At 70.6% G+C, this 14,219-nt stretch carries 11 protein-coding genes; 4 read left to right on the forward strand and 7 right to left on the reverse strand.

Features of this window, described 5'->3' with window-relative positions; all coding sequences use genetic code 11:
- Positions 1 to 278 precede the first annotated feature (278 nt).
- Together AC067M_RS18315 and AC067M_RS18320 are read right to left on the reverse strand one after the other, a co-directional pair.
- Positions 279 to 971: a 4'-phosphopantetheinyl transferase family protein gene (locus AC067M_RS18315; RefSeq protein WP_478698020.1), complete on the reverse strand. Its 693-nt coding sequence runs from the start codon at positions 969 to 971 to the stop codon at positions 279 to 281.
- Complete coding sequence (locus AC067M_RS18320) at positions 968 to 1,918, reverse strand: metallophosphoesterase family protein (RefSeq protein ID WP_478698021.1); 951 nt, start codon at positions 1,916 to 1,918, stop codon at positions 968 to 970. The genes AC067M_RS18315 and AC067M_RS18320 overlap by 4 nt, the downstream gene beginning before the upstream one ends.
- A gap of 356 nt (positions 1,919 to 2,274) precedes the next feature.
- Here AC067M_RS18320 and AC067M_RS18325 point away from each other — a divergent pair, with 356 nt between their 5' ends.
- Complete coding sequence (locus AC067M_RS18325; protein WP_478698022.1) at positions 2,275 to 3,399, forward strand: ATP-grasp domain-containing protein; 1,125 nt, start codon at positions 2,275 to 2,277, stop codon at positions 3,397 to 3,399.
- A 97-nt stretch (positions 3,400 to 3,496) separates the two neighbouring features.
- Here the strand turns inward: AC067M_RS18325 and AC067M_RS18330 are convergent, their stop codons facing one another.
- The 5 genes from AC067M_RS18330 to AC067M_RS18350 form a co-directional block, all read right to left on the reverse strand.
- Complete coding sequence (locus tag AC067M_RS18330; RefSeq protein ID WP_478698023.1) at positions 3,497 to 4,018, reverse strand: cupin domain-containing protein; 522 nt, start codon at positions 4,016 to 4,018, stop codon at positions 3,497 to 3,499.
- A gap of 239 nt (positions 4,019 to 4,257) precedes the next feature.
- Entirely contained in the window at positions 4,258 to 5,508 is a 1,251-nt protein-coding gene (locus AC067M_RS18335; protein WP_478698024.1) for an alpha-L-fucosidase, read from the reverse strand.
- Positions 5,509 to 5,510: 2 nt separating this feature from the next.
- Positions 5,511 to 8,576 carry an alpha-mannosidase gene (locus tag AC067M_RS18340; protein WP_478698025.1) on the reverse strand — a complete coding sequence of 1,022 codons (3,066 nt, stop codon included), beginning with the start codon at positions 8,574 to 8,576 and terminating at the stop codon, positions 5,511 to 5,513.
- Between the two features lie 31 nt (positions 8,577 to 8,607).
- A complete protein-coding gene (locus AC067M_RS18345) occupies positions 8,608 to 9,945 on the reverse strand; it encodes a 6-phospho-beta-glucosidase (protein WP_478698026.1) in 1,338 nt (445 codons plus the stop codon).
- Complete coding sequence (locus AC067M_RS18350) at positions 9,942 to 10,706, reverse strand: DeoR/GlpR family DNA-binding transcription regulator (protein WP_478698219.1); 765 nt, start codon at positions 10,704 to 10,706, stop codon at positions 9,942 to 9,944. The genes AC067M_RS18345 and AC067M_RS18350 overlap by 4 nt, the downstream gene beginning before the upstream one ends.
- Before the next feature lie 156 nt (positions 10,707 to 10,862).
- On the opposite strand from AC067M_RS18350, the gene AC067M_RS18355 reads away from it, so the two are divergent.
- From AC067M_RS18355 to AC067M_RS18365, 3 genes are all read left to right on the forward strand, one after another.
- Entirely contained in the window at positions 10,863 to 11,882 is a 1,020-nt protein-coding gene (locus AC067M_RS18355; RefSeq protein ID WP_478698220.1) for a carbohydrate kinase family protein, read from the forward strand.
- A 71-nt stretch (positions 11,883 to 11,953) separates the two neighbouring features.
- Complete coding sequence (locus AC067M_RS18360) at positions 11,954 to 13,240, forward strand: ABC transporter substrate-binding protein (protein WP_478698027.1); 1,287 nt, start codon at positions 11,954 to 11,956, stop codon at positions 13,238 to 13,240.
- Positions 13,240 to 14,211 (forward strand): carbohydrate ABC transporter permease, encoded by a 972-nt coding sequence (locus tag AC067M_RS18365; protein WP_478698028.1) that lies wholly within the window; start codon positions 13,240 to 13,242, stop codon positions 14,209 to 14,211. Before AC067M_RS18360 ends, AC067M_RS18365 begins: the two co-directional genes overlap by 1 nt.
- Positions 14,212 to 14,219 lie beyond the last annotated feature (8 nt).

The following is a 14,219-nucleotide window of genomic DNA, read 5'->3' on the forward strand; positions in this document are numbered from 1 at the left end:
CGTCTCTCTCTCCCCCCGCTCTCCCCCCCCCCCCCCCCCCCGCCCCCCCCCCCCCCCCCCCCCCCCCCCCCCCCCCCCCCCCCCCCCCCCCCCCCCCCCCCCCCCCCCCCTGACCGGTGGGGCCCGTGTCGTGCGCACACCGCACGGGCCCACTTGGCTGACCGGCCCGACCGGCCCGACCGGCCCGACCGAAGAGAGCCTGCCTGGGAGCGCGGGCTGGGGTCTTTCGTTGGATCATGCCGGACCCCGCGAGCCCGGCATGATCCAGACGAGAGGCCCTAGCCGCCGACGTGCGGCACCGTCACCGCCGTGGCCACCAGGCCCCGTTGGACGGTCCAGCGGCCCTCGAAGTGGTCGACGCGGTGCCCGTCGACCACGGGGCCGGGGACGAGGAGGCGTGCCCGGAAGCCGCCGTTGAGGCGTTCGCCGGGGTCGGCGTAGAGGTCGAGCTCGGCCTCCGTGAACTCCAGCCACAGGCCGGTGAGGGGGAACCACGCCTTGTAGACGGACTCTTTGGCGCTGAACAGCAGCCGGTCCCAGTGGACCTCGGGACGGTCCGCGGACAGCCGGCCCAGCCGCTGCGCCTCCGTGGGCAGCGACACGGCGGGCAGGACGCCCTCGGGCAGCGCCTGGTGGGGTTCCGCGTCGATACCGAGGGAGGCGACGTCGGCGGCGCGGACCAGGGTGGCGGCACCGTAGCCCTCGCAGTGGGTCATGCTGCCGACCAGCCCGTCCGGCCAGCGCGGTGCACCCCGCTCCCCCGGCAGCACGGGCTGGGGCGGCACGCCGAGCTTCTCCATGGCGCGGCGGGCGCAGGAGCGGACGACGGCGAACTCACGGCGCCGCTTGGCGACGGCCCGCACCACGAGCGCCGCCTCCTGCGGAAGCAGCCCTCTCTCGGCCTCGTCGGCCCCCTCGTCGCCGTACGCCTCGACGGCGACCACCGACTGCGGCAGCAACTCCTCGATCACCGGCCCGCCCCCTCCCTGCCCGCCCCGTCCCCTATGCCCGCCCTGTCCCCATTGCCTTCGCTGTCCACTCTGCCTTCGCTGCCCCCTCCGCCTTCTTCCTCCGGCCTCGGCAGAATGCGGCGCAGGCGACCCGGCGGCTGCGGGCGCTTCCGCCACTCGCGCGGGTAGCCCACCGACACCTCCTCGAAGCGGACGCCCTCGTGCCAGGTGGTCCGCGGGATGTGCAGATGGCCGTAGACCATGGTGGCGACGCGGAACCGGCGGTGCCAGTCCGCGGTCAGCCGGGTGCCGCACCACATGGCGAACTCGGGGTGCCACAGGATGTCGGTGGGGTGCCGGTCCAGCGGGTAGTGGTTGACGAGCACCGTGGGCAGGTCGTCCGGCAGCGCGGCGAGCCGGCGTTCGGTCTCGGCGACCCGCGCCCGGCACCAGGCCTCGCGGGTGGGATAGGGGTCGGGGTGGAGCAGGTACTCGTCGTTGCAGACGATCCCGGTCCCCTGCGCGTACGCCAGCCCCTCCTCCTTCGTCGCACAGCCCTCCGGCAGGAACGAGTAGTCGTACAGCAGGAACAGCGGCGCGACGACGACCGGGCCGCCGGGGCCCTCCCAGACGGGGTAGGGGTCCTCGGGCGTCAGCACGCCCAGGTCGCGGCAGAGGGCGACCAGGTGCTCGTAACGGGCGACCCCGCGCAGCGTGACCGGGTCCTTCGGGTGGGTCCACAGTTCGTGGTTGCCGGGCGCCCACACGACCTGGCGGAATCTGCTCTCCAGCGTCTTCAGCGTCCAGGTGATGTCGGCCACGTTCTCCGAGACGTCGCCGGCCACGAGGAGCCAGTCGTCGTCCGTCTCCGGTCGCATCGCCTCGACGAGGGCGCGGTTCTCGGGATATCCGACATGCAGGTCACTGATGGCCAGCAGCTGTCCGGCACCACCGGCCGTCGACGTCACCTCTCGCCCCCTCACGAGCACACGAATGGGTCCACGAGAACACATTCGAAGTCGGCGGGCAAGGACACCCGGCCGTCCATGGATCCGTTTCCGGCCGACGCCGGATCACCCTCGGCTCGGCCTCGGATCGTGCGGCTCGTTCCGGCGGATCACCGGTGCCGGCGCCCACGACAATTCATGATCGCAAAATCCGTAACACCCACGTTGCACGAGAGGGCCCCGAGAAGCCGTATGATCGCCCCAACACCACAGCACTGACACCCCTTCATCAGGGGCGCTTTGGTGACCCTTCCCATACCCCTGGCCGGGCACGGCCCTGCTTCGCCGTGCCCGCACACCCCCGAAAGGCGGCCTGCATGCTCTCTCGCGTACGCGTCTGGCTCAACCGCACGTACGCGGAGAACGTGTTCTTCATGGATCAGTTGCGGCGAAATCCGAGCGATCGGGCCGTCGAGATCCATGCCACGCACGGCGACGCCGACTCCCCCGTCCTGGCCGCCGCCGACACCGCCGAGCTGGAGCCGGAGGGCCTGTCCCCCGCCGCGTACGTCGAGTTCGCGCTCGCCCAGTGCCGGCGCCGCGGCATCGACGTGTTCGTGCCCCGGCTGCACCAGTCGGCGATCGTGGCGCACCGCGCCGACTTCGCGGCGATCGGCACGGCGCTGCTGGCGCCGCCGCCGGAGGCCGTGGCCGTCTTCGAGGACAAGGTGATCGCCTACGAGGCGGTCCAGGCGATCGGCGTGCCGGTGCCGCCCTGGTACCGGGTGCGCACGGCGGACGAACTCCTCGCCGCAGTCGAGGAGTTGGAGGCGGGCGGCCACAAGGCGTGCTTCAAGCCGGCGTCCGGCGCGGGCGGGGTGGGCTTCCGTATCGTCACCCGCGCTCCCTTCTCGCTCGCGCACCTCAACGGGTTCCCGAGCCCGTACGTCCAGCTGGACATGGTCCTCGAGACGCTGCGGCAGGCCGACGAGCCGGTGGACTGGCTCGTGATGCCGCGTCTGGAGCAGCCGGAGGTGTCCGTCGACTGCCTGACCGGCCCCGACAACCGGATCCGTCTCGCCGTGGGCCGCACCAAGAACGGCCGCCGTCGTGGCTTCACGCTCCACGAGCAGTGGCTGGAGCCGGCCCGGCGGATCGCCGAGGGTTTCGCGCTGCACTACCTGTCCAACATCCAGTTCCGCATGTACGGCGAGCAGCCGGTGCTGATGGACGTCAACACGCGCCCCGCGGGGGGACTGCACCAGCTGTCGCTGTGCGGGATCAACGCTCCCTGGGCCGCTGTGCAGTTGGCGCTGGGTGAGGATCCCGGGGAGGTCGTGCCGCCATTCCTGGGGCAGGACTACACGGTGGTGTCGGGTCCGCGCCCGTTGCGGGCGGTGTCGATCCCCCAGCAGCGGGAGATCGAGGCGGGGCCGCTGCTGCCGGCGGTACCGGCACCGGTCGAGTCCGTCGAGGCTGCGGCGCAGGCGCTGCCGCTGTAGGCCGGCGGTCGGGTGCGGGGGGCGTGGCTTGTCGCGCCGTTCCTCCCGCCCGTGACCTGCGTCACCTCATCCGGCGTGATCAGCAACTGCTCTGGCGTCAGCCCCGCGCCGCGAGCGCCTCGCGCCACACCGGGCTGTCGACGTAGTGGTTGTCGAACCGCTCCGAGGAGTCCTTGATCTCCTGCGGATCGGCCTCGCCGCGCATCACTCGGCCGAGAAGTCGCAGGTAGTCGAAGCGGTCCGCGCCCGGGGTGAAGACGAACAACACGTCGGCCGTGGCACCGGGCGCCGCGGCGAAGGCATGCGGGGTGTGCGGCGGTACGAGGAGGAAGTCGCCCGCCTCCAGGACAGTGATCTCCTCGCCCACCAGGACCTGCAGCGATCCGTCGATCACGAAGAACAGCTCGGACGCCTTGGTGTGCAGGTGGGCGGGCGCGCCCACCGCACCCTCGGCGAAGGTCGACCGGTAACTGGTCAGTCGGCCGCCGGTGTTGACGGAGTCCGCGAAGAGCGTCATCACGCTGCTGGGGTCACTCGTCGTCTCGGCGTCGGCGGCACGAGTGAGGACCGGCTCGAAGTGCGTGGTCACCGTGGTCTCGTTCTTGTTCGTCGTCGTCATGTCTACGACTCTATGCAGCCGGGTGACCGGTGGCGGGGGGCATTTCGTGGGCAAAATCGTGGGTCAATTCACGATCGCGAGATTTCTTCTCCCGGGGGTGTATCAGGCGGCGGGTGGCGCGCTCATAAGAGTGAAGGATCGCGGGGGAGCACAACGGGGGAACCGGGGGGAACGGGGGCTCGGGTCGGTCGGTCGCTGCAACGGGGGAGCGACCGACCGGCCCGAGATGCTGTCCGGGGTCAGAAGCGGCCCGAACCGCGGTAGAGCTCCAGTTCGCCGTCGAGTTCGACGGCCAGCACCGTGGCGTGCGGGTCGAGATCCGCCGCGGCGGGCGGCTCGATCCACAGCACACCGACCGCCTCGTGCAGGCCGCCCACGACCCGGTGTGCGAGTTCCGTGCCGGTGCCGAGGACGGTGACCCTGCGGACCGCTGTGGCCAGACCCCGGACCCCGATGTCGGCGCGCGGGGCGTCGAACAGGGTGAGGTAGAGCGTGCGACGGTCGGCGGACAGGGTGCTGGGGCCGTAGTGGTGCCCGGCCGGGAGGCCGCGTACCGTCCCGTACACGGCCTCCGCGTGCCTGCGGACCCACTCCCCCAGCGCCTCCAGCCGCTCCACCTGCGGCTGCGGGATCGTGCCGTCCTCCATCGGGCCCACGTCGAGCAGCAGGTTGCCGCCCCCGCCGATGGTCTCGGTGAAGTAGCGGATCAGCTGGTCGACCGACTTGTGGTGGTGGTCGTGGTGCTGGTAGCCCCAGGAGTCGTTGATGGTCAGGCACAGCTCCCACGGGCCCTCGGGCGGCACCACCGGGGCGCCCTGCTCGGGAGTGGCGTAGTCGCCCTCGCTGAGCATGCGGGCGTTGAAGACGACGTCCGGGACGTACGACCGGATGAGCGCGGCGAGTTCGGGGATGCGCCACTGCTCCTCGCTGCGGTCCCACTCACCGTCGAACCACATCAGGTCCGGCCGGTAGCGGGAGGCCAGTTCGCGGATCTGGCCGTCGCGGTAGGCGATGAACCGCTCCCAGGCGTCCAGGTCCTCGAACTCCGCCGCGACCTCCGAATATCGGTTGTCCTCCAGCTCCGGCGGGCGGCCCGGCTTGCGGGTGGAGGCGTAGTCGGGGTGGTTCCAGTCGGAGTGCGAGTAGTACAGGCCGACCTTGAGGCCCTTCTCGCGCAGGGCCTCGGCGTACCCGGAGAGGTAGTCGCGGCCCAGGTTGAGATCGCCGTACGCGGTGTCCCACAGGGCCACACCGTCATGGTGACGGCTCGTCAGCACCGCGTACCGGGCACCGGCGCGGGCGAACAGGTCCGCCCAGGCCCTCGGGTCGTACTTGGCGCCCGTGAAGCGGTCGAGCTGGGACATGTACCGGTCGTGCGGCACGATGTCGTCGTAGAACGACCAGGACTCCTGGACGCCGTCGACGGCGTAGATGCCCCAGTGGACGAAGATCCCCAACTTGGCGTCGGTGAACCACGGTTGCATGGGCACGGTCAGCTCACCCCGGCCCTCTTCAGACGGAGCGTCAGGACCTGGAAGGGGCGCAGCTCGACCGGGACCGCGCCGTCGGCGTCGACCTCGACGTCCCGGTCCTCCAGCGGTCGTTCCAGCAGGTCGGTGATGCGGGCGGCGGCCAGCGGGAAGCCGGTGCGCAGCGCGCCGGTGGCGCGGCCGCCGCGGCACTCGTACAGGCGGACCACGACGTCGCCGGACGCGTCGTCGGCGAGCTTGACCGCCTCGACGGTCACGCCGTCGCCGGTGACGGAGACGACCGGCTGCGGGGTGCCCGCCGACTCCGCCACGCGCAGCGGCAGGTTGAGGGCGTAGCCCTCGGCGACGGCGTCCTCGATGCCCGCGCCCGGCAGGAGGGAGTAGGTGAAGCGGTGCTTGCCCTGGTCGGCCTCGGGGTCCGGGACGCGCGGGGCGCGGACCAGGCTGAGGCTGACCTTGGTCGTCGTACCGCCGTCCTCGCGGACCGTGCGGGAGACGTCGTGGCCGTACGTCGAGTCGTTGATGACCGCGACGCCATAGCCGGGCTCCCCGATGTGCACCCAGCGGTGGCCGGAGACCTCGAAGCGGGCCGCCTCCCAGCTGGTGTTGGTGTGGGTGGGGCGCTGGACGTGGCCGAACTGGATCTCCGCGGACGAGTGCGGCGCGCGGACGTCCACCGGGAAGCCCGCCTTGAGGATCTTCTCGGCCTCGTGCCAGTCGATGTCGGTCTCGAAGTCGATGCGGGGGCTTCCGGCGCGCAGGGTGATGGTCTGGGTGATCGTCGAGCCCTTGCCGAAGGAGCGGGTGACGCGGAGGGCGCCGAGCAGCGGGTCGTCCTCGACCACGGTCACCGAGTCCGGCTCCAGCAGGTCGGTGAAGCGGTTCTTGTAGTGCTTGTCGATGTCCCAGGCGTCCCAGTAGTTCGGGAGGTCGGTGTGCAGGCGGAGCAGGTTGCCCTGGCCGGCGAGGACCTCACGGTTCGCACGGAGATCGTATACAGACGACAGTGTGCCGTCTTCGGCCACCTCCACGCGGACCAGGCCGTTGTCGAGGACCCGGCCGGAGACCGTCACCGACTGCGGGGATCCGCCGGCCGCCGCGGCGAGCGGCGCGCTGCCGCTCGCGGGCACCTCCACGTACGCCGGTGCGCCCGCGGAGGTGCGGATCACCTCGGCGCGGTCGTACGGGCTCGTGTTGAACACCGTGGTCCCGCCGCCACCCAGCGCGGCCACCGCCTCCGCCGTCAGCGCCTCGAGCTCCTCGGCGACACGGGCGTATTCGGCCTCCGCCTCCCGGTGCACCCAGGCGATGGACGAGCCCGGCAGGATGTCGTGGAACTGGTGCAGCAGCACCGTCTTCCACAGGCGGTCCAGCTTCTCGTACGGGTACGCGTAGCCCGGCGCGTGCAGGGCCGCCGTCGTCGCCCACAACTCGGCCTCGCGGAGCTTGTGTTCGCTGCGCCGGTTGCCCTGCTTGGTGCGGGCCTGGGAGGTGTACGTGGCCCGGTGCAGCTCCAGGTAGAGCTCGCCGTTCCAGACCGGGGCGTCCGGGTACTCCTCGCGGGCCTTGGCGAAGAACTCGTCCGGGTGCTCCACGACGACCTTGGGCGAGCCCTCCAGGTCGGCCAGCCGACGCGCCCGTTCCATGATCTCGCGGGTGGGGCCGCCACCGCCGTCACCCCAGCCGAAGGGGGCGAGGGAGCGCGAACCACCGCCCTTCTCGGAGTAGTTGCGGACGGCGCGGTCCATCTCCTCGCCGCTGAAGCGGGCGTTGTAGGTGTCGACCGGTGGGAAGTGGGTGAAGATGCGGGTGCCGTCGATGCCCTCCCACCAGAAGGTGTGGTGGGGGAACTTGTTGGTCTGGTTCCAGGAGATCTTCTGGGTGAGGAACCACTCGTTGCCGGCGAGCTTGGCGAGCTGCGGGTAGGCGGCGTTGTAGCCGAAGGAGTCCGGCAGCCAGACGCCCTTGGTCTCGATGCCGAAGTGTTCGATGAAGAACCGCTTGCCGTGGACGAGCTGGCGGGCGATCGCCTCGCCGCCGGGCAGGTTGCCGTCGGACTCGACCCACATGCCGCCGACCGGCGCCCACTGGCCCTTCTTCACGGACTCCTGGATGCGGGCCCACACGTGGGGGTAGTGGTCGCGCACCCACTCGTACTGCTGGGCCTGGGAGCAGGCGAAGATGAAGTCGTCGTACTCGTCGGCCAGGGACGTCACGTTGGAGAAGGTCCGGGACGTCTTGCGCTTGGTCTCGCGGATGGGCCACAGCCAGGCGGAGTCGATGTGGGCGTGGCCGACGCCGGAGATCGTGTGGGCGCTGGCGTGGGCGGGCCTGGCCAGGACCGGGGCCAGCACCTCGCGGACGGCCGGGGCGCTGCCCGCGATGTCGTCCAGGTCGAGGGCGTCCATGGCGCGGTCCAGGGCGTGCATGATCTCGTGCCGGCGCGGCTCGTGCTCACCGAGGTGGACCATGAGCTCGCGCAGCACCTGGAGGTCGAGGTCGAGGTGCCAGACCTCCTCGTCGAGGACGGCGATGTCGGCCCGCAGGAACGTGTACAGCGGACGGTCGCCTGCCGTCAGGACGTCGCCGAGCAGGGTCGGCTCCGCGAAGTTGTTCGCCAGGATGTCGGGGTTCGAGGCCGCCTCGACCAGGTAGTCGATCTGCTCCCCGCCGGTCGCCGGGTTGGCGATCGGCACGTACTGGTTGAGCGGGTTGACCGCCTTCAGGGGCCGGCCGTCCGGAAGGTGCACGAGCGCCTCGGCCTGGTTGCCCGGCCAGTCGCCCACGAAGCCGAGGTCGATGACCGCCTCGACGCGCCGGCCCGCCCACTCGGCGGGCACCTCGCCCCGCATGCGGAACCAGGTGGTGCCCCACGGCGGGCCCCACGGGGTGCCCATGGCGAAGGGCTGGTAGCGCGCCGCCGCGGCCTCCTCGAAGGGGACCGGCTCCCCCGGTGCCTGCCAGGCCTCGACCTCGAAGGGGACGGTGGCCGCGTAGATCGCGGGCTTGACGCGCTGGGTGTGGACGCGCTCGACGCGCTCCTCGATGCGGCGGCGTTCGTCGTGCATGAAAGTCTCCAGAGAAGCAGATGGCAAGCGCTTACTTAAGGTACGCCAGACCCGGGTGGACCGCGGTGTAGCCCTCGACGAGCCTGCGGGCCACGTTGACGGAGTCGACGAGCGGGTGCAGCGCGAACGCCTTCACGGCCGTCGTACGGGAGTGGGACTCGGCGGCGGCGAGCACCTCGCGCTCGACCGCCTTGACCGCGCAGACCAGGCCGGTGGCGTGGCCGGGCAGCGGGGCGACGGCGACCGGGTGGGCGCCGTTGGCGTCGACCAGACAGGGGACCTCGATGACGGCGTCCCCGTCGAGCACCGAGAGGGTGTCCTGGTTGCGCACGTTGAGGATCAGGGTGGCGCGTTCGTCGCGGGCGATGGCCCGCATCAGGGCGAGGGCCACCTTCTCGTAGCCTCCGGAGAGATCGTCGGCGTCGCGCTCGCCGGCGCCCGCGGTCTCCCGGTTCTCCGCCATGTAGGTCGCCTCGCGCTCGGCGCGGGTGCGGTCCCAGGTGGTGAGGGCGGCCGCGTCCGGGTCGCGCATCTGCTCGTAGAAGCGGGCCTGCTGGTCGGCGAGGAAGGCGCCGCGGGTCTTCTCGGCCTGCTGGTAGGCGCGGACGGCCTCGCGGTTGAAGTAGTAGTAGTGCAGGTACTCGTTGGGGATCGCGCCGAGGGACTGCAGCCAGTCGACGCCGAAGAGCTTGCCCTCCTCGAAGGAGCCGAGCAGGTCGGGGTCGGCGAGCAGCCGGGGCAGCTCGTCCCGGCCGGCCACGCGCAGGCCGCGCACCCACCCGAGGTGGTTGAGGCCGACGTAGTCGATCCAGGCGTCCCGCGGGTTCGCGCCGAGGACACGGGCGATACGGCGGCCGAGGCCGACCGGCGAGTCGCAGATGCCGATGACACGGTCGCCGAGGTGGCGGGACATGGCCTCGGTGACCAGGCCGGCGGGGTTGGTGAAGTTGATGACCCAGGCGTCCGGGGCCAGGCGGGCCACCCGACGGGCGATGTCGGTGGCGACGGGGACGGTGCGCAGGCCGTAGGCGATGCCGCCCGCGCCGACCGTCTCCTGGCCGAGGACACCCTCCGCCAGCGCCACCCGCTCGTCGTCGGCACGGCCCTCCAGGCCGCCGACGCGGATCGCGGAGAAGACGAAGTCGGCGCCGCGCAGTGCCTCGTCGAGGTCGGTGGTGGCGGTCACGGTGGGGGCGTCGGGGACACCGGCGGCCTGCTCGGCGAGCACGCGGGTCACCGCGGACAGCCGTTGCCCGTCCAGATCGTGCAGCACGACCTGAGTGACCCGCCCCTCGGCGCGGTCCGTCAGGAGCGCCCCGTACACCAGCGGCACCCGGAACCCGCCGCCGCCCAGAATCGTCAGTCTCACCCTTGCACCTTTCCTGCCACGACCACCTCGACGCCCGCCTCCTCCAGGGAGGACCGCGTCGTCACGTTCACCGGCGCGTTCGTCACCACCACGTCCAGTTCCTCGGGACCGCAGACCCTCGCCATGCCCGTGCCCGGGAACTTCGCCGAGTCGGCGAGCAGGACGACCTTGTCACTGGCCTTGATCATGGCCCGTTTGACCGGCACCTCCACCACCGTCGTGTCCATCACCTGCCCGGCCGGACGCACTCCACTGGTGCCGAGGAAGAGCCAGTCGGCGTGCAGCTGGCGCAGGTTGTCCTCGGTGAGGAAGCCGACCAGGGAACGGTACTCACGGCGGACCATGCCGCCGAGCAGCACCAGCTCGATGTCCTCGTCGTCGGCGAGTTCCTCGTACACCACGAGGTTGCTGGTGATCACGGTGAGCCGGCGGCCGTGGAGTTGACGGGCGAGGCGGTACGCGGTGGTGCCGATGTCGAGCAGCACCGAGTCACCGTCCCCGATCATCGCCGCCGCGTGCGCGGCTATGGCGTCCTTCTCGGGCACGCGCACCTCGGCGACCTCGGCGAAGGGCTGGTCGCCCTCCTCGACGACGGCACCGCCGTGCACGCGCGTCAGAAGTCCCTCTTCCTCCAGTTTGAGCAGATCCCGCCGGATTGTGGCAGGGCTCACGCGCAGCTGCTCGGAGAGATCGGTCACTGCCGCGGGGCCCCCGGAGCGCAGGGCGCGCAGGATGAGTTGGTGTCGTCGTTCTGCCAGCACGGCGTGAACACTACTCGTCATCTTCAATCATTTCCATGCTCGCTTCTGCTCAGGTATTGACCAATCTCTGAGGCAGCGCAACGATTCCGGTCACCGAAATGAAGAGTTTTGACGAGCTCTCTCCCCCCTGCTCCGCCGACGAGAGGATGCATGCGCGTGGACGACGACCGGCCCGATGTGCTGCTGACCGGGCTGCTCTTCTACGACCTCGTCCTCACCGGCCTCGGCAGGCCGCCCACGCCGGGCGAGGAGATCTGGACCGCCGGGATGGGCTGCGGTCCCGGCGGCATCGCCAACCTGGCGGTGGCCGCGTCCCGGTTCGGTCTGCGCACCTGTCTCGCGGCGGTCTTCGGCGACGACTTCTACGGCGCCCACTGCCAGGAGGTCCTCGCAGGTCAGGAGGGCGTCGACCTCTCCCTCTCGCGTGTCTTCGGCGGCTGGCCCACGCCGGTCACGGTCTCCCTCGCGTACGGCCACGACCGGGCCCTCGTCACCCACGGCCAGGAACCGCCGTACTCGCAGGACGAACTGGTGGGCGACCCTCCCGAGGCGCGCACGGCCCTGGTGCACCTGGAGGCGGAACCGCGCCGGTGGCTCGCCAAGGCCGCCGCGAACGGCACCCACATCTATGCCGATGTCGGCTGGGACCCCACCCAGGAGTGGTCCAGGGACCTCCTCGACCAGCTCGCCCTGTGCCACGCCTTCCTCCCGAACGAGACCGAGGCGATGGCGTACACCCGTACCGACAGCGCGGTCGCGGCCCTCGGGACGCTCTCTGAGCTGGTGCCGGTCGCCGTGGTCACGCGCGGTGGGGACGGCGCGGTCGCCGTCGACCAGACGACCGGCGAGTACGCCGAGGTACCGGCCCTCGACGTCGACGTCCTGGACGCCACGGGCGCCGGGGACGTCTTCGGCGCGAGCTTCGTCGCGGCCTCGCTCGGCGGCTGGCCGCTGGCGGAGCGGCTGCGGTTCGCGGTGCTCGCCGCGAGCCTGTCGGTCCGGCACCACAGCGGGGCGCTGGCGGCGCCCGGCTGGTACGGCGTGGAGCGCTGGTGGCGGTCGCTGACCGACCCCGAGCTGAAGAGCGCGTACGGCTTCCTCGCCGACCGGCTGCCGAAGGATCCCGGCGCTCCCGTCCGGTACGCGCCCGTCACCCCACCCGCACGACAGCACTGACCCCCTGCACGACCCGGCACCACTCACCCCCCCATGCAAGAACCAAGAAGATCCGAAAGGCGGTGGGAGCTGTGCGGCTCTCACGAAGAGGCCTGCTGCGCGCGGGACTGGCCGGTTCGGCCGCGACCGCGCTCGGCGGCCTGGCGTCCGGCTGTGCCGTCCCGACCGGGTCGACCGGCCGGAACATGGTCCTGTGGTACTGGGACGGCGGCCTGGGTGACACGGTCATCAAGAAGGCCAGGGCCCGCTACGACAGCTCGGTCGACCTGAAGGCCATCAAGATCGGCGGCTACTACCGCTCCAAGCTGATCACCACGATGGCCGGCCGCGCCCACGTCCCCGACATCGCGGGCCTCAAGGGCGAGGACATGGCGTCCTACCTGCCCAACGCCGACCAGTTCGTGGACCTGCGCACGCTCGGCGCGGACAAGTTCAGAAGCCAGTACCTGCCGTGGAAGTGGGACCAGGGCATCGCCGACGACGGCTCGATGATCGGCTTCCCGATCGACTGCGGCCCGGTCGCGCACATCTACCAGTACGAGGTCTTCCGCAAGGCGGGACTGCCGTACGAACCGGCCGACGTGTCCCGGGAGTTGAACACCTGGGACACGTTCTTCGCGGCCGGCGAGCAGTTGCGCAAGCGGATCCCGGGGACCTCCCTGCTCACCGACGTCAACAGCGTCTTCGAGAACGCGGTGCAGCAGGGCGGCAAGCGGTACGTCGACAAGGACCGTCACTTCATCGGTGACCAGCAGCATGTGCGGGACGCCTGGGCGCTCGCCGTTGAGGCCAAGCGGCGCGGGATCGTCTCCGACCTCGTCAGCGGTACCCCGGACCAGTTGTCGGCGATCGAGGCGGGCAGGCTGCCGAGCCAGCTGGGTGCCTCCTGGGCCACCAACGACATCAAGAACGGCGTGCCGAAGACCAAGGGGAGATGGCGGGTCGCCGACATGCCGGTGCGGCCCTCCAACAACGGCGGATCGTTTCTGTCGATCACCAAGGCGTGCCGGGAGCCCGAGCGGGCCTTCCAGATCATCAGCTGGATGCTCGACGCGGGCAACCAGGCACAGGGCTACGTCGACGCGGGTCTCTTCCCCTCCACCCCCGCCTCGTACGGCCTGAAGCAGCTGCGCGAGCCGGATCCGTTCTTCGGCGGCCAGGTCACGATGGACGTCTTCGGGCCCGCCGCACAGAAGATCGTGGTCGCCTACAACAGCCCGTTCGACGTGGCGCTCGGACAGCCGATCAAGGACGAGATCAAGAACGTCGGCGTCCTCGGCAAGGACCCCGCGAAGGCATGGAGGGACGCCATGAGCAAGTGCAGGCGGATCGCGGCGCACCTGGGGGTGAGCTACTGATGGCCACCCTCCCCGCCGTGGAGAAGCCCCAGCCCCCGGCGCCCGTCGTGGAGGCACCCGCCGCACGACCCAGGACGGGCTTTCGCAGGTACTGGCACCTCTATGCCGCCATCTCGCCGTTCTACCTGCTGTTCCTGTGCTTCGGCCTGATCCCGGTCGGCTTCTCGCTGTACCTGTCCTTCCACCGCTGGGACGGCCTCGGCTCGATGGAGTCCGCGGGTCTGTCGCAGTACGCGTACCTGCTGAGCGACAGCGACTTCTGGAGCTCGATCGGCAACACGGTCATCATCTGGGCGCTGTCCACCTTCCCCATGATCTTCCTGGCGATGGTGACGGCCGTGATGCTCAACTCGGCGGTCCGGTTCAAGAACGTCTACCGCTTCGCGTTCTTCCTGCCGAACGTGACGTCCGTCGTGGCGGTCGCGATCATCTTCGGATCGGTGTTCTCCACCAACTTCGGTTTGATCAACGCCCTGTTGCAGGCGGTCGGGCTCGACCAGATCGCGTGGCTGAACACGCCCTGGGGCATCAAGATCGCCATCGCGACGCTGATGACCTGGCAGTGGACCGGCTACAACGCGATCATCTTCCTCGCGGGGCTCCAGACCATCCCGAGCGACTTGTACGAGGCGGCGCGCATCGACGGCGCCGGTCCCGTGCAGACGTTCTTCCGGATCACGCTGCCGCTGCTGCGGCCGACGCTGCTGTTCGTGCTCGTCGTCTCCACGGTGACGGGTCTGCAGAGCTTCTCCGAACCGCAGGTGCTGCTGCAGAACACCTCCAACGACTCGACGTTCTCGGGCGGTCCCGACCACGCGGGCCGGACGATGGTCCTCTACTTCTTCCAGCAGACCTTCGACAACAACGACTTCGGCTACGGCGCCGCCGTGGCCTGGGGCATCTTCCTCGTCGTCGTCCTCTTCTCGATCATCAACTGGCGCCTGGTGCAGCGCCGGGGCGAAGAACAGTGAGGCCGCAC

Source organism: Streptomyces sp. NPDC043427, from assembly GCF_056436655.1.